This is a genomic window from Bartonella sp. HY761 (assembly GCF_026743145.1).
In the GTDB taxonomy this organism is placed as follows: Bacteria; Pseudomonadota; Alphaproteobacteria; order Rhizobiales; family Rhizobiaceae; genus HY038.
Map to the genome: position 1 here is coordinate 1,842,265 of NZ_CP104887.1, position 21,435 is coordinate 1,863,699.

A 21,435-nucleotide genomic window follows, 5' to 3' on the forward strand; every position below is an offset into this window, starting at 1 on the left:
AATGCTGCAAGACATTAAAAACCAGACATTGACCATCAATGATGATTTGTGGGGCGAACAGCTATTGCTATGCTGCATGAAGCAAGGTGTTGTTGATAGTGAGCGTCAAGAAGCGACCATCAAAGGAATTTTGCGAGTAGATAATGAAAACTCGCAAAAAGCCGATGGCGGCAAATCTAACAGTTGGCATGTTGGTTTTACTAGTACATCTTCAGTGCTTTTTATAAATCGTGCGGCATGGCCAGATATTATCATAAAAAAGGGTGATAAGATCAGAGCTTTTGAACGCCATGGCAGTCCTTGGTTTATTGTTATCAGTGTCAATGATCGCGATCATCGTCGTTTAAAAGTTGAATTGGGTGAAGCATGAGCCTTGCAAGACTTGCACTTCGCCTTAGCGCTATTGAAGCATTAAAAGACAAAACATCTGTTAAACAAAATGTCGTTGATAGCCAAATCGGTGCCATTGATATTGCAGCTGATGGAAGCCTTCGTACCGACCAAGATGCCCCCTTCATTGCCGTTTATACGGAAGGCAGCAAGGTGCGTGATGATAATGGTCGCCAACTGCGGCAAAATGGCGATACCGATATTGTTTTTGAATTTGGTATTTCTAGCGCCATGAGCGAAACCAACGATAAGGGTGAAAGTCAAATCGTTGGTTTTGGCATACCTGTCACCGATGGGGCAATGGAATTTGTCCTTGATTGTATTGGCCATGATATAGCAATGGCCTTGCATGATGAGTGCAATCCATGGGCTGAAATTTGGCGTTCCTTTAGCACTGGCATAGTCGAAATTGAACGCAAACGAGTGGGCAGTGAAAATAACAGCCTAACCCTAGCCGCCCATCAATTGCGAGTACGTGTTTCATTATTGCCGGACCAGCCTTTTGGCACGATATTAAGTGAAGCAACGCCTTGGCGAAAAATGCTAAAATTAATGAAAGAGCAAAGTCACCCCGCTTTTGCCTTTTTTGAAAGCCAGTTAAATCCTAATATTGTCGATGGTGACAATCCGCAACGCCGTTATGGTTTGACCTTTGAAGAAACAAAAGCGCTTTTTAACTTAAAGTAAAGAGGCTTAAATGGCATCTGGAATAGCGGCAAGAATCCAGCAGATGGAAAACCGCATTGCTGAAATGGAAAGACGCGCCCGTAATCGAAAACGCACAGGTACCATAAGCGAAGTTGACACAAAAAAGGGTCTAGCACGGGTGGAATTGACTGGCGATGATAAACCATTCTTAACCGACTGGGTACCGTGGAAAGAAATTGCAGCCGGTACCACATCAACCCATATTCCACCTGTCAAAGGCCAGCAAGTCGATGTTTTATCGGAAAGCGGTGATTTGACCGATGGCGTTATTGAATTTGCCATCCACTCCAACAAAAATCCACGCCCACATGATGGCCCACAAGCAGTCATTCAGCATGGGGAAAGCCGCATCACCCTTGATGAAGGCACTATCAATATAGAAACAGCGTCAAATATCACGGTAAAATGCGGTTCTAAAATAACCTTAGACACTGATCTTGTGCATATAACCAATGATTTAAAGGTTGACGGCAGCTTTAATGTTGCAGGCAATACCACAGCTTCAGGTGAAGTTCATTTCAAAGGTTCATCTGTCCGCCATAATGATAAAAACATCGGCGACACACACAAGCACCTTGGTGTGCAAAAAGGTGGATCAACAACTGATGTTCCCGAATAATTCAAATTGAAAAATGAGATTGATATGAAAGTAATTGTAAAACAATCAGGCTTTTATGGTGGTGATTGGTTTGACGCAAGTGAGCAAGCCGTTACCATGAAGGATGAAGTTGCGCAGCAATATTTGCCGCCATTTGGTGACACATTACAACACCCAAAGAATGAAAAAGTAACGCCGCAAGCAACTAAAACGCAACCCAAAGAGTAAAATATGGTTGGGCTTGGCTTTGGCCGCAACCGGATTGAAACCTTGGATGGTTTTGACCACGTGCGGCAATCACTAGCAATTTTATTTTCAACCCCATTAAATAGCCGTGTGATGCGCCGTGATTTTGGTTGTGAACTGCAAGATTTGATTGATCGCCCACTTTCAGATCGAATCATATTGGCCGCCTATAGCGCGATTGTTACAGCATGTGCGCTTTGGGAGCCGCGCTTTCAAATAAGCACTTGTTCAATCACGAATAGCAATGAGGCTGGGCAAGTGGCAATTTTACTTAAAGGTGATTATTACCCACGTGGTCATTTAGGTGATTTTAGCATTGTACATAAAAATATGCCCGTTGATATCCCGTTTGGAATAATAAGATGAGCCGATTTATAGCCCCTAACCTTGCCGATCTTGGTGATGTTCCGCAAACCGTACCAATCGACTTTGAAGAGATCAAGCAAAGCCGCGATGACTATCTTAAAGCTGCCTTAAAAGCATCCGGCATTGACTATGATGTTACCAATCTTGAAACCGACCCTTTGGTGATTGCCTATAGTGAAGGCGGCGGCTATCAGGAAATGAAATTTCGCCAAAGAGTAAATGAGGCAATCCGTGGGCTTTCGCTTGCAACAGCGCTTGGTGGCGATCTTGATCACATTGGTGTAACCTATGCAGGTGGCATTAGCCGCCTTGTATATAGCAACGCAAAAGACAATCCGCCACTGGATGCCATTTGGAATGAAGACAAACAAAAATGGGTTGAGAATGACAGCTCATTTCGCGCTCGCATCATGCTGGCTTATGAAGCATTTTCAACTGCCGGACCTGAAGGGGCATATATTTTCCATGCGCTTGAACTTGATGGCGTGCGCGACATTGCAGATGCTGCGGTTTATTCTGAGGAAGATGGCGCCACTTATTCGGTCGGGTTATTTGCCGACGCTTATAGCGCAAATTGGCGGGATACGCCGTTTAAAAGCCGTCATGAAAATGCACCAGTACTTGCGCCTGAAGCGTTAATTGTGATTATGCCAACGCTTGAATATGGCGAGGTTAACCAAGCCTTACTGGATCGCGCCTTTCAAGCGGTTACATCAAAAGATGTGCGACCAATTGGCGATAATGTGCGTATTGAGCCTGCAAAAAAGATAAGTTACGACATTGAAGTTGTTTTATCTTATGCGCCCGGTGCCGATGTCGAAACTTTACGTGAAGCAGCATTATACCGTTTGACAGAATACGCTAAAGCGCGTCGCCGCATTGGGCTTGCTATACAACGTGAGGTTATTGGTGGGCGGGCTGCTATTGATAATGGTGTAACCGTTGAAGTCATCAGCCCACCGCACGATATTTTACCCGGATCCAAGGGTTATGGTGAAGTCAATAACATCGTTGTGCGAACACTACAAACACGAGGCTCTTGGCGTGACGATTAATGAAAAAATCAAGGCTATGCAGCCTATTGCACGCGCCATATTGCCGCCGAACGCAAAAGCGATAGAGCGTGCTATATTAACGGCAGAACTTGCCCGTATTGCAAGTGTCTCGCCTGAAATTATTCTTACCATTTGGAACCCTTGGTCTTGCCCAGTAGCACTGCTGCCTTTTTTGGCGCAGGCCGTGTCAGTTGATGTTTGGTCTAATAAATGGTCAGAAAACCAAAAACGGCGAGTAATAGCAGCGTCTCCTAAAATACATCGCTTAAAAGGCACGCGAGGTGCTGTTGAAACAGCCCTATCAGCTTTCGAGTTAGATGCAAGACTGATTGAGTGGTGGGAAGAAGATGCCCGCCATGGTACTTTCAGAGTGGAAATTGGCTATTACAATGGTAGCCCTATTTTTGACGCAGATTTGCAAAAGGCTGCACTTGAGGCAGTGATTGCCGCCAAGCCTAAAACGCGCGTTTTTACATCGCGAGCAGTTATCAAGGCAAGGGCCGAGCTTTATCTTAGTGCGGTTAGTAAAGGCAGCTTTTTAGCCATTGCCCACCCATTTCAATTTTCAGGCGCAACTATACTAAGTGACATTTTTATCGGCGCTACACCTGCTTTGCTCTTTACGGCAACAGCTCACCCTAAAATATAGGTTCAAGGGATAGATTATGGCACAACAAACATTTGCTTTAATGACAACTAAAGGACGCGCTAAAGAAGCTGCGGCCTTGGCAAGTGGCACAAGCATCAATATTAGCCACATTGCAATTGGCTCTGGCGAAACCGTGCCATCAGGCGGTGAAACCAAGCTTTACCGGGAAGTGTTACGCAAAGCAATTAGTGGTCATGGATTGGTGGCAGGCAGTGAAAATACCGCCTATTTTGATATATTTTTAAGCGCCAGCGAGGGACCGTTCACCATTCGTGAAGCAGGTCTTTTAGATGATGAAGGCGATTTAATTGCCATTGCTTGTTATGACCCGCCGATTAACAAGCCAGTACCTACTTCAGGCCAAACGGTTGAGGGCATCATTCGCATTGAAGTAGCCTTTTCAAATATTGCCAATATCACAATTAAAGTTGACCCCTCCTTAAATGTACCTTTGCAACGCTTAACAACCACGCCTTGGGTTCCTGTAAAAGCGATTGATATTGCTACGCCACCAACCAACCCGAATATTGGTGACAGCTATATTATTGGCAGTAACTCAACTGGAGTTTGGGCGGCACAAGAGGGAAACTTAACCGAATTTACTCAAGCGGGTTGGGCTATCATTGCAACGCCAGATGGCCACGGTGTTGGCTTACCTGACGGGCGTGTTTTTACGAAAGTAAATGACCAATATATCGAAAAAATTGCCCTTGATAGCCAAAGCGGCAAATGGAATTATGCAGAGGCGGGCGGAACAGCAAACGCATTAACTGCAACACTCGAGCCAAAGCCATTGGCTTTAACTACTGGTATGGTTATTCAATTAAAAATAGCAATTACAAATATAGGGGCGACAACGCTTAATCTCAATGGCTTTGGTGCTAAGCCTGTATTAAACTTTGAACTTCAACTGTTAAAAGCTGGTGAATTACCTGCAGGGTTAATTGCAATTCTAATATATGATGGCGCCAACTTCATTTGCACAAATTCAAACGCTATAAAAAATTGGGTGGATAACCAAATTATTTCTCGCGTACCCAAGCTTATGCGTTTAGGCGCAATCACGGTACCAGCAACCGGTATAACTTTTGCGGCAAGCAGAGTGACTTTTGATATAGCCTTTCCTACTAGATGCACAGGTATTACGATTACTCCCAATAATGTCGTAAACCCCGAAGGCTGGGCTGGCATTCCTTACGCTAAGGTCGTCAGTCGATCTCAATTTGATGTTGTCATTGATACCAATGGCACCAAAAATGTTACTACGCCAGTTGTTTGTTCTTACATCGCAATAGGAGAATAAAATGGTTTATTATTCAGCAAAAGAACGCGGATTTTTTGCAAGTGCCGAAATAGATGACTGTGTAGAGATTAGTGATAAGCAGCATCAAGAATTATTAGAAGGGCAAAGTAAAGGGCAAGAAATTATTTCTGATAAAAGCGGTCACCCCATTTTAAAACCATTGGTTGCGCCAACCTTGTTGGAAGTGAAAACCGCTTTAAAATCTGCCATTGACCATGATGCTGAAATAGCAAGGCTAAAATATATTACGCCAGGCGTTGGTCAATCTATGACCTATCAAGAAAAGGTCAATCAAGCGGCAAACTATTCCAAAGCTTTAGCCGCCTATTTAAAAGATCCAGATAACAACAAAGCCCCTAATGAAAATGAATATTTGCTGTTAAAATCTAGCCTTGGCATTGATGGTGACACCTTGGCGGAAGTCGCTGAAAACATCACTTGGGCTTATGCGCTTTGGGAACAAGTTGGTGCGGCTATTGAAACTATACGCCTACAAACAAAGGCCAGTATTGATACCGCAACAACGGTAGAACAAGCGCAAGCAATCTTTGATGCTGTGAAGTGGCCTTAAGTAAAACCATCTGAAAAAAAATATTACAAACCACACCGCTGTATAGCGGTTTTTTTATTTTATCTAAGGAGAACTGAAGTGGCAGCTGTATCTTTTCACCACGGCACCCGCGTTTTTGAATCGGCTGAAACACCCTTGCTGGTGCGCCTTGCGCAAACGGCTGTCATTGGCATTATTGGCACTGCGCCCGATGCTGACCCGCAAGCCTTTCCATTAAATAAACCCGTGCAGATATTAAAGCCACAAGATGCGGCTCTGCTTGGCAAAACTGGCACATTGGCAAAGGCACTCGATTCCGTTTACGACACTGTTATTTGTCCAATCATTATTGTGCGCATCCAAGACGCGGAAACAGCGCCAGCCTTATGGGCAAACGCAATCGGCGACCAGATTTCTTTTACCGGCGTTCATGCCTTTCGTCGCAGCCGCGCCCTTGGCTTATACCAACCCAAATTGCTTATTGCCCCAAGCCTTACCCAAAGCGCGGCAAGTGACGGCATCGCATCAATCAATGTAACTATTGCAGGAACTGGCTATAAGGCCGACAGTACTTTTGTTAGCATTACTGGTACAGGCAAAGGCGCTGAAGCTGAAGCAATTATTGATGATGGTGGAGCAATTAGTGCCATCATTATTAAAAAGCCAGGATTTGGCTTTACTGGCATACCTATTGTAACAATTAGCGGTGATGGTAAAGGCGCAACAGCAACAGCCAATATTGGCGCAACCATGAACCCAGTTGTTGCAGAACTCATGGGCGTTGCGGACAAAATGCGCGCGGTTGCCTATGTTGATGCCCCAGACACTACCGACCAAGCAGCCGTGCAATATCGCGGCCTAATCAATTCAGGACGCATTATTGTGTGTGATCCAAAAGTTCTAAAATTTGACACTGATAAGCAATATAATGTGCCTGAGCCATCATCTGCAATCTTTGCTGCATTGCAAGCCAAAATGGATCTTGAGCAAGGCTTCTGGTGGGCAGGCTCTAATATGCCGATTGCCGGTATTGTTGGCATCAACCGCCCGATTGAATATGGTGCCCAATCCAATTACCTTAACGAAAACCGCGTTAACACCATTGTCAATATTGACAATGAAGGCTTTCGCGCATGGGGCGTTTGGACGTGCGATAGCGATTTAATGTGGCAATTTATACCGGTGCGCCGCACTGCCGATGCCATAAATGAAGGTATTGAAAAAGCCTATTTGAAATTTGTCGACAAGCCATTTTCTGTGGCCAATCTCAAATTCATGGTGGAAGGAGCACGAACATTTTTCCGCACAATGGAGCTTGAAGGCGCAATCTTGCCCGGCTGGGATGTCTGGCTTTTGGAAAGCAACACCGATGGTGAAATGGCACAAGGCATTATTAAACTTGGCGTCCAGTTTGAGCCACCTGCCCCAATGGTTGATATTCGCATCACGGCGCATCGCAATATTGCCAGCTATACATTGTTGCTGAACAAAGTTGCGCAGGAAATCAATTCTGGTTCGCTCGCCGCGAATTAATTTCCCTAATATCATCAATCAGTTAGTATAAAGGTCTAATGCAATGTCTGATTTACCGCGTTATATTTTGCGCAATTGCGCTATTTTTGTTGATCAAGTCTCCCAGATTGGTCAAGCAAAATCTGTTAATTTACCCGTGCCTACCGAAAAAATGGAAGAGCTGCGCAATGCAGGCATGGTTATGCCGATTGATGTGCCCATGGGTTATGAAAAGGCTGAAGCCTCATTCAAGCTAACTAGTTTTGACCCGCAGGTTATCTCTCTATTTGGCTTAAAAGTCGGTGCAGAGCGTGAGTTTATGATTACTGGTGCTTTGGCCCATGAAACCGGTGATACAGTAAGTGCTGTTGGCTATATTCGTGGTCGTTTAATGAAACATGATGCTGGTAATTGGTCGCCCGGTGAAATGAGCGAAAATGATTATACAATTTCAGTTCGTTATTATCGCTTGGAAGTTGCTGGCCGTGTTATCATCGAAATGGATCCTTTTAATGTGTCAGTTGGCGGTGTTTCGCAGACCAGTAGCATTCGCCAAGCACTATTAGCGTAAAATAATCGCCTCCCGATTAAAACATGTATCACGCAAATATAAGAGGTTTATAATGGCTGAAAAATTAGCCCCAGTTACAATCACACTTGAAGACAGCGTAACCTATAACAACAAGAATTATGACAGCATTACCTTTAACCGTAAAATGATTGGTGAAGATATGCTAGCCAGCGATGCCGTGCAAGGCAAACAGCGCAAGGAATTTGCCACCATCGCCTCTATGGCAAGCGTGCCACTACCAGTGCTCACTGGGCTTTCTATTGATGACTTAACCAATGTGCTGGAGGCCGCAGTTCCCTTTATGGGAAAGCGAGCACAGCAAATGGTGGAGAAAGCGCAACAAGCACAGGAAGCAAAGCTGACGGAAAATTCATTGACGTAATTGCCCTTTGCGCCCACCAGCTTTGCACGCCTGTTAGTGAATTCTTGGCCATGGATATAGACCGCATTTTTGCATTTGCAGAGGCAGCGGTAAAACTTACCCCTAAAAGTGAAAAATAAAAATGAGCAGCTATACATCAAGCTTGATTATTAAATTAATTGATCAAGCCTCAGCTCCTGCTCGCATTATTGGTGCCACATTGGGGCGGCTACAAGCATCGCAGCAAAGAACAAGCGCGGCCCTTGCCGCCTCGCAAGGTGCAATGCTAGGTGCGGCGGCGGCAGGCTTTGGGCTTTACCAAGCTCTATCCAAACCCACTCAAGCTGCTATTGCTTTTGAGGGCGCATTGGAAGATATTGCGCAAAAGGTTGATGTGCCAATTTCGCAATTGCAAGAGCTTGGCAAGGAAGTGCGAGCAGTGGCACGCGCGACAACCCTATCGGCGCAAGAAGCTGCATCTGGTATTGACGTTTTGGCCGGCATGGGCGCTAGCCGTGAAGATGCCATGAAGCTGATGGATCCAATTGGCAAAGCCGCCACCGCCTATAATGCCGAAGTTTCAGATCTGGCTCAAGCTGGGTATGCGGCGTTAAGCAATTTGAAAGTACCAGCTGATCAATTTGCCAAAGCATTGGATGCCATGGCACAGGCTGGTAAAGCCGGCGCCTTTGAACTGAAGGACATGGCGCAATATTTCCCAACCCTTGGCGCAGCATACCAAGGCTTAGGGCAAACAGGTGTACCAGCTGTGGCCGACCTATCGGCAGCCCTTCAAATTGTGCGCAAAGGCACGGGCGATAGTGCGAGTGCTGCCACCAATCTAGCCAACATCATGCAAAAGATGCAAGCGCCGCAAACGGTTAAAGCCTTCAGGAAAATGGGGGTTAATCTAGAAAAGGAATTAAAGGTTGCAGCAAAAAAAGGCATGACGCCAATTGAAGCCATTGCTGAGATTACAAATCGCACTTTAAAGGGCGATATGTCCAAGCTTGGCTACTTATTTGCTGATGCGCAGGTGCAGCAAGGTTTGCGGCCACTTTTACAAAATATTGATGAATATCGCAAAATTCGCAAAGAAGCGATGGAAGCGCAAGGCGTTGTTGAAGAAGATTATCAAAGGCGGCTAAAAACCGGTGCGGCTGCGGCCAAGCGCTTTGGCCTTGCCTTTGAAAGTATTAGCATCACTATTGGCAATATTTTATTGCCAGTTTTAGCCGACCTTGCCGACAAATTAGTGCCAATTATCAATTCCATAGCTGATTTTGCTGAAGCTAATCCTGAATTAACCCGCAATATTATTTTAGCAACATCGGCTTTTGTTGCATTTCGCGTTGCAGCAACGGCCGCTCGCTTTGCGCTTTTGTGGACTAAAGGTGGATTACTTTCAGCGGCAATAAGCGGCATGAGTGGTCTTGGCCAAGCAACCCTTGGTGCTTCAAAAGGCTTTAGCCTGCTACGCGGTGGTGCAACCATTGGCTCGCTTTTTGGTACAATTTTTAGCGGAGGCATTTTTGCAAGCCTCATTTCTGCGCTTGGTTCGGTTGTGGGCATGATTGGTGGCATATTAGCCAGCATCGGTGCGGCCATTGCTGGTGTTACAGCGCCGGTTTGGGGCATTATCGCCGCCATTGTTGCACTTGTTATTGGGCTTGCGCTCACAGTCTATAATTATTGGGTACCAATATCACGTTTTATTGTTGGTTTTGCCTCTGTTATTGGGGAAGCACTCGGCGGCATTATCAATTCGATTACTGGCTTTGTCAGCGCTGTGGCAAGTTTTGCAACTACTAAGGTATTCGACTTTATGGAATGGCTTGGTATTGATCCTGAAAAGGTTATAAGTGCTATTGCTGACGTTTGGAATGTTGTAACAGATTTTACATCTGGTATTATTGATTGGCTTAAAGGCTTACCTGAAGCAATTGGCAACTGGTTTTCTGATATATTCACCATGAATGAATATAGCGACAGTGAAGCTGCTAGATTTGAGGAAATGGGGCGCAATATTGCACAAAGGATATTGAACGGCCTTAAAAATCTACCATCAACTATTTTAAGCCTCATCGCTTCTATTCCGTCAAGATTATTATCATTGGCTGGCGCCTATTTTCGACTAGCTATGGATTGGGGTGGCAAACTATTGCAAGGTTTTCTTTATGTATTGCCGATGGCGATAAATATTTGGAAAAGCTTGCCCTCCCGTATTCTGTCCATTGCAGGCAATCTCATGTCAGTTGGCCTATCTTTAGGATTAAAGATGATAAATGGCTACTGGCAAGGGGTGACCACTATCGCTGGAATGCTGGCTGGATTGCCCTCGCTTATACTTTCAGCCGTTGGTGACCTTGCATCTATTGGTATGCAATGGGGGCAGACGATTGCAACCGCATATTGGAATGCGCTAACGTCTTTGGTTGGTAAAATGGCAAGCTTACCGCCCATGCTTGCCAATGCAGTTTTAACAAACGCTGCGGCCTTTGTGGAAGCAGGCAAACAACTAATGTACGCGCTGATGGATGGCATCAAGCAAGTGATGAGTGAAATTGTCAGCTATATCCAATCAAGCATATCAAATGCTGCTTCTAACGCGGCAGGTTCGCTGCGCGGCATGTTGCCTGAATGGATGGGCGGCACGCCAAGCCCCCCTGCAACAGCTGCCATTGATGGTGCAAGGGCTGCAGGTGGGCCAGTCACACGCGGCGGCACTTATCTTGTTGGTGAGCAAGGGCCAGAACTGTTTTCACCTGGCACCAGTGGTCTTATCCACCCAGCAAGCGATACTGCGGCACATTTAAGTAGCATCGCCAATATGCGCAGACCCAGTCTTGCTACGGCTTTACCAAGCGGCGGTAGTGCATCTGGCAGTGGCAGCAAACAAACAAGCGTCAATCTTGGCGGCGTTACAATCAATGTCCAAGCAAGCCCCAATATGGACGTTAATGCTCTAGCCGATACGATTATGCGTAAATTATCGGCTGAAGTTGATGCCTTGGGGCGCAGCGCCTTTTCTGATGGAGTGTATTAAATGCCGATACCAATGTGCTTGGGGCCCTATATGTTCCACTCCACCCGCTTTGGCTATAACCGCTTAGGGCGCAGTTTAAGCACCACTTGGGCAGAGTTAAGCGTGGTTGGCGGACTTAATGTGGCGCAATGGATGGGCGGCCAAACAGACAAAATTCGGCTTGAAGGTGTGCTTTTCCCTGAAGAGTTTGGCGGCCTCATTGTTATGGAAGCTTTACGTATGGCAGCAAAAGGCGGCCTTATCTTTCCACTTATTGCCATGACGGGGCAGTATTTTGGCAATTACCGCATTGAAGGAGTGGAGGAAGATCAATCCTATCACACCCGTTACGGCCTTGCGCGCAAGAATGTTTATTCAATTGCCCTAACCTTACATATCGGCCCACCATCAGCCGGTGTGTCAATTGTGGAAACCTTATTTGGATAATTTATGGCGCATTATAAAACCATTCAAGGCGAAATGCTTGACCGCATTTGCCGCAAAATCTATGGCGATGAAAGCGGCTATGTTGAGGCCGTATTAGAAGCCAATCCGGGTCTTGCCAAAAAAGGCGAGCCCCTGCCCTTTGGCACGCTCATTATGTTGCCAGAAGTTGAAAAGAATAACGAGCTTAACCTTGTCTATTTATGGGATTAAACGATGAGCGAGGCAAAGACACCCCATGCCGTCATCAAGGTGAATGGCAAAACCATTGCCGATGGCTTTAATGGCCGTCTAATTTCCGTTCAAATATCAGACAAACGCGGCATTACATCCGACACCATCACGCTTGAATTGCGCGATGGCGATCCATTCTTGGCAATACCAGAAAAAAGCGACATTATCGAAGCTTGGCTTGGTTATCTTGAAACAGGGGTCGCCTATTTTGGCAAATATACAGTTGATGATCCTGAAATTAAAATGAAGCCCTATACCTTGTCAATTAATGGCAAGGGCGCCGATATGCGTGATGGGTTAAAAGCACAAAAAGGTCGCCATTTTGATAATAAAAGCATCCATGAAATTGTAAGTGAAATTGCCGGCGAGCATGGTCTTTCACCAATGGTAGATCCAGAAGTTGGCTCCTATGTTTATAAATGGGTTGGGCAGCAAGATGAAAGTGACATTCACTTCATTGAGCGGCTTGCGAAACGCCATGGCGCCATTTTCACAGTAAAAGATGGCAAAATGATCTTTGCCAAAAAAGGCAGCGAAAAATCGGCAAGTGGCAAAAAACTCATGGCTTTTACTGCCACGCCGCAAAATACAATTGAGGGCAGTGCCCGCGTTGTTTTTTCCCATCGCTCCAAATTCAAATCGGTAAAAGCCCATAAGCAAAACCGCGAAACAGCGGAACGTGATTTATTTAGCGAAGAAAGCGATGTGGACGGCACAGCAGATTATGAAATAGCTGAACCCTTTGGCGATGAGGAAGAGGCAAAAATTGCCGCAAAAGCTAAAGGTGAGGAGTTAAAGTCAAAAACTATAACCACATCTTGTCAAATTGTCGGTGATCCGCGTGTACGGGCAGGATCGCCCTTTACCTACCAAGATATGCGCCCACAAATTGATGGCATTGCCTTTAATATTGAAACTGCAACGCACGCTATTTCAAAATCTGGCTACACAACAAGCATTGATGCCGATTTAAACCCGCAAAAGGATAATGACGCCAAAAAGCAAAAGAAGAAAAAAGCAAGAAAGGCTAAAAAAGGCGAAACACCAATGCGCGATCTTGACTGGAGTGACCTTGATAATAAGGTGTAATAATTGTAATGAGCGCTTAGGTTATTAGAAAGATAAAATATGTACTTTATCACCTTACTCTTATATATTGCCTGTCCTGTAACGCTTGTTGCTGGGATTATTATGCTAATTTTTAAGAACAAACGCAAAGTCGGCATTATAATAGTGGTAAGTAGTTGTATTATCTGGGCTGCCAGTGCCTTTTATCTAAAGGATAGCAGTCGTGGGATAGTCTTCCCAACCGGTTTTGTAAGTTATGACGATTACCTTGCCGCTAGGAAAGAAAATATAACGGACCCTGAGAAGTGGAAAGAATTTAAAAAACTCCAAGAGTTTAAAACTACTCTATATATTGCCCCTCGTAGTTTGGAAATGCTGACGGACAAAAAGTTTAGAAATCAAGAATTGCAAGAGAAATTAGATTATCTTGAAGCACTAACCAAAACCGTGCAGGGAAAAGCATGTTTAGACAGTGCACAGTGTGTGGGCCATAAGTTCTTACAAAATGCTGAAATCGCTTGTAGCAAATCTATAGAACAGTTAGCCACTTACGGAGTTGAATGGACGAACGATACTACTACACCCAAATTTACGCGTTTTAATTGGAAGAATAGTCGCCTGCACATAATTTCGTATATAGGTGACTCTGTGAAATTTCAAACTTTCGCAGGATCATGGCAATATCAGACTTATCAATGCGATTATGATTTTTTAGTTGATCATGTCATTGATGTTAAGGCAACTACAGGACGCCTCTCTGATTAACTTGTCTTAGCCGATCTAAATTATTCAAAGGGCAGCTTTTAGCTGCCTTTTTTATTGCCCATTTTAAAAAGGATATCTCATGAAGCTGACAGCAAAAATGCTGCGTCAGATTGCTGGCGCACGCGCAAAAGAACATAATATCCAATCCGTAATTGATGCCTATAATCGCTATGGCACGCGCTACGGCCTTGATTTACCTCACCGCTTGGCACAATTTCTTGCCCAAATCCTGCATGAATCGGATGGTCTATTTTACAACCAAGAAATATGGGGCCCAACCAAGGCGCAACACCGCTATGATATCCGCACCGACCTTGGCAATACCAAAGAGCGTGACGGTGACGGCGAAAAATATAAAGGCTGGGGCTTAATTCAAATTACTGGCAAGGCCAATATCACTGCCTTTTATAATTGGTGCCTTAATGAAAAAATGGCAGTGCCTAATTTTATTGACCGGCCAGAACAAATCGCCAAAGCGCCTTGGTCTGCCCTTTGCGCCTTTTGGTATTGGAATACCAACCGCATCAATCGCTATGCTGATCGCGGCGATATTGAAATGGTAACCAAATGCATTAATGGCGGGCTTAATGGCTATGCCGACCGCTTGCAATGGTATGATAAGGCAAGCCTTGTCTTGCTTGGCTTTGATAGCATTCAAGACTTTCAAAAAACTGCTAATATCATGGTGGATGGCATTTCAGGCCCACGAACGCGAGCAGAAATGCATAAGGCCTTGGTAAAACTATCAGACAAAGCAGCCTTGCCAAAAATCATCACTGATGCCCCAGTGGTGGAGGTAAAAATTCCAAAGCAATTGGATAAGCCCTTGCACAAAACGGCTTTATTTTGGGAGCGTATCACCTCAATTGCTGGCCTTGCAGGTATAAGCGGCGCCAGTTGGCTTGGCGATTGGCGGGTTATCACCGCGCTTGCGGCGGCGCTGATTTTTGTTTCAATCTTCGGGCTTATTTTCCAAGACCGCATTACTAAAGCAATTCGCGACTTAAAAGACCAACTTTCATGATACCGTTGCCCTACCGCATTATCGGGCTCGTTGCCCTTATTATCGCCGCTGCTGCTAGCGGCTTTTTTTATGGCCGCGAATTTGAGCGGGCAACCGCCTTGAAAAACGCCGCTAACGCCTATCAATCCGCTAGCGAGATCCAAAATGAAGTTAATCACCTTTCTGATTATGCCCTTTGCATTGCTCTTGGTGGGGTGTCAGAGGAATGCCACATTTTCCTGCGCGGGTTGGACAAAGCCACCCTTAATCAATGAGCCTGCGCAATTGGTTAAAACCGAGCCGCAACTCACCAAATGGCTGGTCACAACCACCCAATTTGGAACAAAGCAAAAGTGTTGGAAATAATGCAACGCTTCTCCCCACCACTAAAAATAACGCCAAGGACCATAATAATGAATGACTTTAAGGATCAACTTGGCTTTATATTCGCAATTCTTGGCGGCCTTTTGGTGTCCATGCTTACATCCACACGCCATTCTTTTTGGCTTGCCCTCACCCGTATTTCTGCTGGCTTGTTTTGCGCCTTTTTCTTTACTGAGCCGATGATGCATTGGATGGAATTAAATCCCGCCACCTATCGCAATAGTGTTGCAGGGCTATTAGCCATGGCGGGCTACGCGGCAGTGCGCTTTATCAGCGACCTTAATAAAGAAGACCTTTTTCGAATATTACAAATTTTACGAGGTGGAAAATGAAACTTCCCCATATTGAATTAAGCAAAAATTGGTATGGCGCGATTATCGTACTGGCTTTTATCGCCTTGCTTTTTACCAAGCCAATCAACCGCTTTATTGATGATGCCACCTCGCCGCAACCTTGGTTTACCGCAGGCTTTGATGTGCCAAATTTTGAAATAGGGCAAGATCCTGAAATTGCCTATCACTTAAGGGTAAACCGCCCAGTGCGTGGGCAATGGTTTACCAGTATTTATGCGCAAGAAGATCAAGGCCAGCTTAGCTTAAGCTGCTCTGGCGGCGGCTATGCCTATTACCAAATTGATACCAACGGAACCACATTAATGCCCTTAAGCCGTTTTATCGGCAGCCCCTGCAATTTACGCGCGGGAAGTTACCGTATTTGCACCAATTATGACTTAGAGGACGAAAGTGACAACACCCGCACCTTCGGACCATTCTGTGATGTGTTTAGAGTAACGGCATCGCACATAAGTCGTTAAATATTCTCATGATTAAGCATCAGAATAAATGGTATGAGTTCTTGTATTTACTAATAAGTATCCCCATATCGAAGCTATTAAGAAGAACCAATTTCGCGGGGAATACAATGTCTACAGCTCGTTCCGAAAATGAAATCTTTGATGATCTTTTAAAATTGTGTACCTCACCAGGATATATTCATGCATTATCATCAATTAGTTTTATCGATAATATTATTATTTCTAAAGATGTGATTTCACCCGATGATATTCGGCGTTTTAAAGATTCATCACCGCTTATAAGAAGCGAATTGGCTATATTAATCGGCCAAATGGTAAAAAAACCTTTAAACCAAGCTTTGCCTTGTCCGGCAACCATAAAAAATTATATCCACAAATCACGTGCACTCATTGAAGAACTGCACGCCGCAATTAATAACGCGTCCTTAGACATTACAAAACTAGTTGATTTGCATAAGCAAGGCAAAAATCCATTTAAAGAGGGCAATGTTCTACGCGAATCTATTCTCTATGCCCATGATTCAGCCTATAGTTTTCAGTATGAAGAATTAATAAAATTGAAGTATAAAGCTGATGATGGTTGGTTGGAAAAGAACTGCGGCTTTAGAATCGACGATGCTATATTAATCGTAAAAGTTTTAAGCAAATTAATTATTCAAAAAATATCAGAAATGCTAAATAGTATTGATATTTCAAACATTAACAGCCTAACGTATTTACAAATATTTACTTTTACAAAGCAAGAATTAGAAGAAAAATCGAGTTTATCAAGCTCGATTATCGAAAGCTTTTTAACCGCTTTTCAATTTGATAGCACTAAAAATAATGATTGCTTTAAAACTGCATCTGATCTTAATCAAATTAATATCCAACCAATTATTCATATTGGTGGTGATAGTTACGCAGTATTTCAACATTATCAACTTTACGAAGCATTGTATGAATCACCATTTTTTTGGATGCTTCAGGACGCAAAATATAAAAATCAAGCGGAAAGCAATCGTGGTCAATTTACCGAAAATTATATAAGTGACCGCCTTGAAAGCATTTTTGGTAAAAATAACGTATTAAGAAATATTAACATTTATCAAGGTAAAAATATTTTCGCTGAAGCGGATACTTTAATATTATATGGTAATTGTGCAATTGTTGTACAGGCAAAGTCAAAAAGATTAACTATTCCTGCACGTAAAGGTGATAGTAAAATACTTAGCGATGACTTTAAAAAAGCCGTCCAAAACGCTTATGATCAAAGTTTAGATTGCGCTGATGCGCTAATCAATTGGGATGCACAAAAATTAGTTTTTAAAGATACTAAAAATAATGCAATAAATATCCCTGCACCAATTGAACATATTTTCCTTATATGTGCAGTTTCTGACCATTACCCTGCTTTAAACACCCAAAGCAAGCAATTTTTATTGCCTAAAACTGATGATATAATCAAAAACCCGTTAATTATCGACATTTTTACCTTAGATGTAATGGCAGAATTTCTTGATACGCCAATACAATTCTTACATTATTTAAACCAAAGACACGCTTCATATGAAAAACTTTTGATTAATGATGAACTTGTCGCTTTGGCATTTCATCTAAAACATAACCTTTATTTTGAGGATAACTTAGATCTAGTTCACTTACGTGACGAGTTTACCTCTGAAATCGATGCTGCGTTCATGGTTAGGCGCTTGGGTTTACGTGGCAACAAAGAAATAAAGGGTTTACTTACGAAGTATCGTAATACTGTACTAGGTACAATTCTTAAACAACTAAGAAATCAACCTAATGCCGAAGCAATAGAAATTGCATTTTTTATCCTTTCCCTATCAGGTGAAGCCATTGAAGATCTATCCCAATTGTTAAAAAAATCCATCAAAACCGCAAAATCAAAAAAAATAATGAAAGATGTTTCTATCCCGATGAAGGATTCGTCTTGTGGTTTAACTTTATACATTGCGCGAAAGGTTGATGATAAAGTTATGAATGATATTAGAGAACATTTAACACTCCGCAAATATAGAGATAAAGCCGAATGTTGGTATGGATTAATATTTAATCCTTACAACAATACAATCGGACAGATTTTTCGCGAAAAATATCCTTGGAAATTTGATTAAGAACTGGATAGATTATCCCAAATAAAGCAGCAAGGTAAAGAAATATTTTATTTCTAAAAAAACAGAATACGATTGCCTCCTATTGTCTGTATGGGTATTTTATCTAACCAAAAGTTTTTATTTTAATGGTCGGGTGTCTGTAGCTATACAATACCAGCAATGGAAAGGTTATGGGCGGACTGTGAGCCGTGTTCAACCGCCCGACTTCTATCTTAAAAAAATCTTGACATTTATTCGCTTATGCGGCAGATTCTTCGACAGTGCTCAAAACACTACAACTAGGCGGAAATGCAACCGATATTGCAATTTCCTTATACGATTATCGCAATGGCAACGCTTTTCAGCGCCTTGCTTGCTATGGTCGGGTGTCCGTATGCTATACAATACCGGAAACGGAAAGGCTGCGGGCAGTACCTAGTGGCTGTTTTGAGCACCCGACTGCCCTCTCAAAAGGGGTTTATTCAAAAACACTAGGAGGCCGTCATGGCTGTTACTTCCATTCCCCAACTAACGGATGAATCCGTCTTAGCCCAAAAGCTAGCCTATGAAATTTATCAAAAAAAGCGGCTTTTAGTAGAAGCTATCATTGAAAATCTGATTAATCTTTTAGACCAAATCGACGGCGATGCTGATTTTGAACCTGATGAAAGCGATTTTGAAGAAGACGGCGATTTTGAACCCAAATACGGTTGGTCTTCCTATTTTAATCAAGATTGCAAAAGCTTTCACAAGGGCGAACCTTATCGGCTGGTCAATGATAAGCATCCAGCAACCGCTATGCGCAGCCTTTTCGAGATTCCCGCCATGGATAGATATAAGGGGATTTACATATGAACCCCTTAACCACCTTTGATTTTGAAGACCATGTTGTGCGCTCAATGCTAATTGACGGCGAACCTTGGTTTGTTGGCAAAGATATTTGCTCATGTTTGGACATAAGCAAATACCACGATGCCCTAGCCAGTTTAGGCGATGATGAAAGGGGTACCAGTAAGACGGGTACCCCCTCTGGCGACCAAGAAATGATTATTATTAACGAGGCGGGATTATACCGCCTTGTCTTTCGCTCACGCAAAGCAGAGGCAGAACGTTTCAAGCGATGGCTTGCCCATGAGGTTTTGCCCTCTATCCGCAAAACAGGGCAATATCGCACTGCGTCAATTGACCTTGATAATATCGACGAAAAATTGCGACTGGTGGCAGAATCTCGCCGCATCTTTGGACGCAAAGCCGCACAAATATTATGGGATGATATTGGCCTGCCACCTGTCGCGCAAGAAGATGATAAGCCAGCAATCAACCACAATAACCAGCTATTAGATTATTTACGCGAATTTATCGACCAATGTTTGATCGAAGACCCAACGGGCCGCATCAGCGCCGATGAAGCCTATAAAACCTATTGCGCATGGGCTGCCAAAGCCCACGCCCCTTATTTTACCAAAATGCACTTTTCGCGGCTAATGGTGAAAGGCATTTATATCCGCCGCGTCAAATCTGGCACAAGCTACTATTGCGGATATAGGATTAACGAGGAAATCTCGCTTAATGACCACAAAACAATTTCACATTAACAATTATCAGCATTTTAAAACTAGATATTTGTAATATCTGCCCTTGTTATTTTATATCGCATTCTACTTATAGATGAATGACATATAAACCACTTCTAAAATGGGAAAGAGCGTGGGATAAAGCCCCTCGTGATTTCGTCGCCCTTCATCCAAAAGAAGATTTTCCAGTCGTTAAGATTAGCTACAATGAGGAGCAATCACATGAAGAACCTTGGGAGTGGCTAGTTGTTGATCCAACAATAACTCCACGCGATTTATTAGACCGTGAAAGTGGAAGCACAAAGCATCAAGTTGATGCAATTGCTGCTGCAGAAAGAGCTTGGTTTACTCTTAGTGATCAAAATTCAAAATTATTTGAAGATTGACAACCGGCGAGAATGAGAACAAAATAAGAACATTCTAATTTAGTGAGTCTTATTTTGATGCGCAAACCAACTGAAATTGAACGTCTATATCTTGATTTTGATGGCTTTTTTGCTTCTGTTGAGCAACAAGCGGATAAAAACTTGCGTGGCAAACCAGTTGGCATTGTTCCTTTTGAGGGAACGGATAGAACGAGTATAATTGCGTGTTCACGCGAGGCAAAGTTGTCTGGCGTAAAGAATGTGATGGGCATTAAGGAAGCACGAGCAATTTGTCCCGATTTAGTTATAGTCCCTCAAAAGCCTGATTTGTATCGTCGGGCACATAATGCAATTATCAATACAATTGAAACCATAATTCCCATTGATGCGGTAAAAAGCATTGATGAGTTAACATGTAAAATTGAGCCTAAATATCGTGCTACACCAGAGGCGCTAGCTCATAATATAAAATCAAAATTATACAATGATATTGGGCAGTTTATTACCTGCTCTATCGGTATGGCTGCTAATCGGCAGCTTGCAAAAATTGCGTGTAAAGCAGGCAAGAAAAATGATGGTCGGCAATATGGTGATGGACTAGCAGTTTGGCACCCACAAATCATGCCAGAACCTTTATTAAAAATTCCGATGGAAGATATTCCGGGTATTGGTAATCGTATGAAATTTCGGTTGCTTAAAGCCAATATATTCAACACTGAAATCCTGCTTAACTTACAACCAAAACACATGCGTAAATTGTGGCGTTCAGTCACTGGCGAGCGCCTATGGTATGCTCTTCATGGCTATGAGATAGAAGCCGGTGAATCTGAGCGCGGTATGTTTGGTCATGGCCGTGTTTTGCCACCCGATAGCCGATCGCTACCGAAAGCACATGCAATTGCACGATTGCTAATTACAAAAGCTGCAAGGCGATTGCGGCGTGAAAATTTTTATTGTGCGGGCATATATTTATCGCTTTCAATCCAAAATGATTATTGGTCACGTTATTCTAGACTGCCAGTTGTCAATGACGATCAAGCTATCTTATCTGGACTTGGCGATTTGTGGCGGATTGCCGAAAGCCAATTATCAAAAAATGAAAAGATATTCAAAGTCTCAGTTAGTTTGTGCAATCTATCAAAAGCAGACCAACGCCAGCTAGATATGTTGTTGGATGACGATTCAAAACGCAAAAAGTGGGAAGCAGTGAATGAAGCGGTGGATAGTTTAAATAGCAAATATTCGGGGACGATCATTAGTTTGGGCGATTGGAAGCCCCCTAAAGGCGGACATGCTGGAGGAAAAATATCTTATACACGAATACCCACAGCAGAAGATTTTTGGTGAATTA

At 43.4% G+C, this 21,435-nt stretch carries 26 protein-coding genes; all 26 read left to right on the forward strand.

Annotated elements, in window-relative coordinates:
• Nucleotide 1 precedes the first annotated feature (1 nt).
• Nucleotides 2–370, forward strand: a complete 369-nt coding sequence (locus N6A79_RS07960) for a hypothetical protein (protein WP_268545533.1) — start codon at nt 2–4, stop codon at nt 368–370.
• Nucleotides 367–1,077, forward strand: coding sequence for a hypothetical protein (locus tag N6A79_RS07965; RefSeq protein ID WP_268545534.1), 711 nt, complete (start codon nt 367–369; stop codon nt 1,075–1,077). Before N6A79_RS07960 ends, N6A79_RS07965 begins: the two co-directional genes overlap by 4 nt.
• 10 nt (nt 1,078–1,087) lie before the next feature.
• The gene (locus N6A79_RS07970) at nt 1,088–1,717 is read left to right on the forward strand and encodes a phage baseplate assembly protein V (RefSeq protein ID WP_268545535.1); all 630 of its coding nucleotides are present in this window, start codon (nt 1,088–1,090) and stop codon (nt 1,715–1,717) included.
• Nucleotides 1,718–1,741: 24 nt separating this feature from the next.
• Nucleotides 1,742–1,924: a hypothetical protein gene (locus N6A79_RS07975; protein WP_268545536.1), complete on the forward strand. Its 183-nt coding sequence runs from the start codon at nt 1,742–1,744 to the stop codon at nt 1,922–1,924.
• 3 nt (nt 1,925–1,927) lie between these two features.
• The gene (locus N6A79_RS07980) at nt 1,928–2,308 is read left to right on the forward strand and encodes a GPW/gp25 family protein (protein ID WP_268545537.1); all 381 of its coding nucleotides are present in this window, start codon (nt 1,928–1,930) and stop codon (nt 2,306–2,308) included.
• The gene (locus tag N6A79_RS07985) at nt 2,305–3,363 is read left to right on the forward strand and encodes a baseplate assembly protein (protein WP_268545538.1); all 1,059 of its coding nucleotides are present in this window, start codon (nt 2,305–2,307) and stop codon (nt 3,361–3,363) included. Before N6A79_RS07980 ends, N6A79_RS07985 begins: the two co-directional genes overlap by 4 nt.
• Entirely contained in the window at nt 3,353–4,012 is a 660-nt protein-coding gene (locus tag N6A79_RS07990) for a phage tail protein I (protein WP_268545539.1), read from the forward strand. The genes N6A79_RS07985 and N6A79_RS07990 overlap by 11 nt, the downstream gene beginning before the upstream one ends.
• Nucleotides 4,013–4,028: 16 nt before the next feature.
• Entirely contained in the window at nt 4,029–5,315 is a 1,287-nt protein-coding gene (locus N6A79_RS07995) for a phage tail-collar fiber domain-containing protein (protein WP_268545540.1), read from the forward strand.
• Between the two features lies 1 nt (nt 5,316).
• Entirely contained in the window at nt 5,317–5,886 is a 570-nt protein-coding gene (locus N6A79_RS08000) for a hypothetical protein (RefSeq protein WP_268545541.1), read from the forward strand.
• 78 nt (nt 5,887–5,964) lie between these two features.
• The gene (locus tag N6A79_RS08005) at nt 5,965–7,398 is read left to right on the forward strand and encodes a phage tail sheath subtilisin-like domain-containing protein (protein WP_268545542.1); all 1,434 of its coding nucleotides are present in this window, start codon (nt 5,965–5,967) and stop codon (nt 7,396–7,398) included.
• 43 nt (nt 7,399–7,441) lie between these two features.
• The gene (locus tag N6A79_RS08010) at nt 7,442–7,948 is read left to right on the forward strand and encodes a phage major tail tube protein (protein ID WP_268545543.1); all 507 of its coding nucleotides are present in this window, start codon (nt 7,442–7,444) and stop codon (nt 7,946–7,948) included.
• A gap of 52 nt (nt 7,949–8,000) precedes the next feature.
• Nucleotides 8,001–8,330, forward strand: a complete 330-nt coding sequence (locus N6A79_RS08015) for a phage tail assembly protein (protein ID WP_268545544.1) — start codon at nt 8,001–8,003, stop codon at nt 8,328–8,330.
• Between the two features lie 121 nt (nt 8,331–8,451).
• Complete coding sequence (locus N6A79_RS08020) at nt 8,452–11,355, forward strand: phage tail tape measure protein (RefSeq protein ID WP_268545545.1); 2,904 nt, start codon at nt 8,452–8,454, stop codon at nt 11,353–11,355.
• Entirely contained in the window at nt 11,356–11,781 is a 426-nt protein-coding gene (locus N6A79_RS08025; RefSeq protein ID WP_268545546.1) for a phage tail protein, read from the forward strand.
• A gap of 3 nt (nt 11,782–11,784) precedes the next feature.
• A complete protein-coding gene (locus N6A79_RS08030; RefSeq protein ID WP_182417158.1) occupies nt 11,785–11,991 on the forward strand; it encodes a tail protein X in 207 nt (68 codons plus the stop codon).
• Between the two features lie 3 nt (nt 11,992–11,994).
• On the forward strand, nt 11,995–13,101 hold the full coding sequence (locus tag N6A79_RS08035; protein WP_268545547.1) for a phage late control D family protein: 1,107 nt from the start codon (nt 11,995–11,997) through the stop codon (nt 13,099–13,101).
• Between the two features lie 39 nt (nt 13,102–13,140).
• Nucleotides 13,141–13,845, forward strand: a complete 705-nt coding sequence (locus N6A79_RS08040; protein ID WP_268545548.1) for a hypothetical protein — start codon at nt 13,141–13,143, stop codon at nt 13,843–13,845.
• 79 nt (nt 13,846–13,924) lie between these two features.
• Nucleotides 13,925–14,869 (forward strand): glycoside hydrolase family 19 protein, encoded by a 945-nt coding sequence (locus N6A79_RS08045; RefSeq protein WP_268545549.1) that lies wholly within the window; start codon nt 13,925–13,927, stop codon nt 14,867–14,869.
• The gene (locus N6A79_RS08050; protein WP_268545550.1) at nt 14,866–15,123 is read left to right on the forward strand and encodes a hypothetical protein; all 258 of its coding nucleotides are present in this window, start codon (nt 14,866–14,868) and stop codon (nt 15,121–15,123) included. Before N6A79_RS08045 ends, N6A79_RS08050 begins: the two co-directional genes overlap by 4 nt.
• Nucleotides 15,124–15,261: 138 nt before the next feature.
• Nucleotides 15,262–15,564: a hypothetical protein gene (locus tag N6A79_RS08055; protein ID WP_182417163.1), complete on the forward strand. Its 303-nt coding sequence runs from the start codon at nt 15,262–15,264 to the stop codon at nt 15,562–15,564.
• The gene (locus N6A79_RS08060; RefSeq protein WP_268545551.1) at nt 15,561–16,046 is read left to right on the forward strand and encodes a hypothetical protein; all 486 of its coding nucleotides are present in this window, start codon (nt 15,561–15,563) and stop codon (nt 16,044–16,046) included. Before N6A79_RS08055 ends, N6A79_RS08060 begins: the two co-directional genes overlap by 4 nt.
• 107 nt (nt 16,047–16,153) lie before the next feature.
• Complete coding sequence (locus N6A79_RS08065) at nt 16,154–18,166, forward strand: hypothetical protein (protein WP_268545552.1); 2,013 nt, start codon at nt 16,154–16,156, stop codon at nt 18,164–18,166.
• Nucleotides 18,167–18,649: 483 nt separating this feature from the next.
• A complete protein-coding gene (locus tag N6A79_RS08070; protein ID WP_268545553.1) occupies nt 18,650–19,000 on the forward strand; it encodes a hypothetical protein in 351 nt (116 codons plus the stop codon).
• Nucleotides 18,997–19,740 (forward strand): BRO-N domain-containing protein, encoded by a 744-nt coding sequence (locus tag N6A79_RS08075; protein ID WP_268545554.1) that lies wholly within the window; start codon nt 18,997–18,999, stop codon nt 19,738–19,740. The genes N6A79_RS08070 and N6A79_RS08075 overlap by 4 nt, the downstream gene beginning before the upstream one ends.
• A gap of 77 nt (nt 19,741–19,817) precedes the next feature.
• Entirely contained in the window at nt 19,818–20,105 is a 288-nt protein-coding gene (locus N6A79_RS08080; RefSeq protein WP_268545555.1) for a hypothetical protein, read from the forward strand.
• Nucleotides 20,106–20,162: 57 nt separating this feature from the next.
• Nucleotides 20,163–21,431, forward strand: a complete 1,269-nt coding sequence (locus N6A79_RS08085) for a Y-family DNA polymerase (RefSeq protein WP_268545556.1) — start codon at nt 20,163–20,165, stop codon at nt 21,429–21,431.
• Nucleotides 21,432–21,435: the final 4 nt, after the last annotated feature.

Coding starts and splice junctions, on each gene's coding strand:
- N6A79_RS07960 (WP_268545533.1), top strand. CDS start 2: ATGCTGCAAGACATTAAAAACCAGACATTGACCATCAATGATGATTTG.
- N6A79_RS07965 (WP_268545534.1), top strand. CDS start 367: ATGAGCCTTGCAAGACTTGCACTTCGCCTTAGCGCTATTGAAGCATTA.
- N6A79_RS07970 (WP_268545535.1), top strand. CDS start 1,088: ATGGCATCTGGAATAGCGGCAAGAATCCAGCAGATGGAAAACCGCATT.
- N6A79_RS07975 (WP_268545536.1), top strand. CDS start 1,742: ATGAAAGTAATTGTAAAACAATCAGGCTTTTATGGTGGTGATTGGTTT.
- N6A79_RS07980 (WP_268545537.1), top strand. CDS start 1,928: ATGGTTGGGCTTGGCTTTGGCCGCAACCGGATTGAAACCTTGGATGGT.
- N6A79_RS07985 (WP_268545538.1), top strand. CDS start 2,305: ATGAGCCGATTTATAGCCCCTAACCTTGCCGATCTTGGTGATGTTCCG.
- N6A79_RS07995 (WP_268545540.1), top strand. CDS start 4,029: ATGGCACAACAAACATTTGCTTTAATGACAACTAAAGGACGCGCTAAA.
- N6A79_RS08000 (WP_268545541.1), top strand. CDS start 5,317: ATGGTTTATTATTCAGCAAAAGAACGCGGATTTTTTGCAAGTGCCGAA.
- N6A79_RS08010 (WP_268545543.1), top strand. CDS start 7,442: ATGTCTGATTTACCGCGTTATATTTTGCGCAATTGCGCTATTTTTGTT.
- N6A79_RS08015 (WP_268545544.1), top strand. CDS start 8,001: ATGGCTGAAAAATTAGCCCCAGTTACAATCACACTTGAAGACAGCGTA.
- N6A79_RS08020 (WP_268545545.1), top strand. CDS start 8,452: ATGAGCAGCTATACATCAAGCTTGATTATTAAATTAATTGATCAAGCC.
- N6A79_RS08025 (WP_268545546.1), top strand. CDS start 11,356: ATGCCGATACCAATGTGCTTGGGGCCCTATATGTTCCACTCCACCCGC.
- N6A79_RS08030 (WP_182417158.1), top strand. CDS start 11,785: ATGGCGCATTATAAAACCATTCAAGGCGAAATGCTTGACCGCATTTGC.
- N6A79_RS08035 (WP_268545547.1), top strand. CDS start 11,995: ATGAGCGAGGCAAAGACACCCCATGCCGTCATCAAGGTGAATGGCAAA.
- N6A79_RS08040 (WP_268545548.1), top strand. CDS start 13,141: ATGTACTTTATCACCTTACTCTTATATATTGCCTGTCCTGTAACGCTT.
- N6A79_RS08045 (WP_268545549.1), top strand. CDS start 13,925: ATGAAGCTGACAGCAAAAATGCTGCGTCAGATTGCTGGCGCACGCGCA.
- N6A79_RS08050 (WP_268545550.1), top strand. CDS start 14,866: ATGATACCGTTGCCCTACCGCATTATCGGGCTCGTTGCCCTTATTATC.
- N6A79_RS08055 (WP_182417163.1), top strand. CDS start 15,262: ATGAATGACTTTAAGGATCAACTTGGCTTTATATTCGCAATTCTTGGC.
- N6A79_RS08060 (WP_268545551.1), top strand. CDS start 15,561: ATGAAACTTCCCCATATTGAATTAAGCAAAAATTGGTATGGCGCGATT.
- N6A79_RS08065 (WP_268545552.1), top strand. CDS start 16,154: ATGTCTACAGCTCGTTCCGAAAATGAAATCTTTGATGATCTTTTAAAA.
- N6A79_RS08070 (WP_268545553.1), top strand. CDS start 18,650: ATGGCTGTTACTTCCATTCCCCAACTAACGGATGAATCCGTCTTAGCC.
- N6A79_RS08075 (WP_268545554.1), top strand. CDS start 18,997: ATGAACCCCTTAACCACCTTTGATTTTGAAGACCATGTTGTGCGCTCA.
- N6A79_RS08080 (WP_268545555.1), top strand. CDS start 19,818: ATGACATATAAACCACTTCTAAAATGGGAAAGAGCGTGGGATAAAGCC.
- N6A79_RS08085 (WP_268545556.1), top strand. CDS start 20,163: ATGCGCAAACCAACTGAAATTGAACGTCTATATCTTGATTTTGATGGC.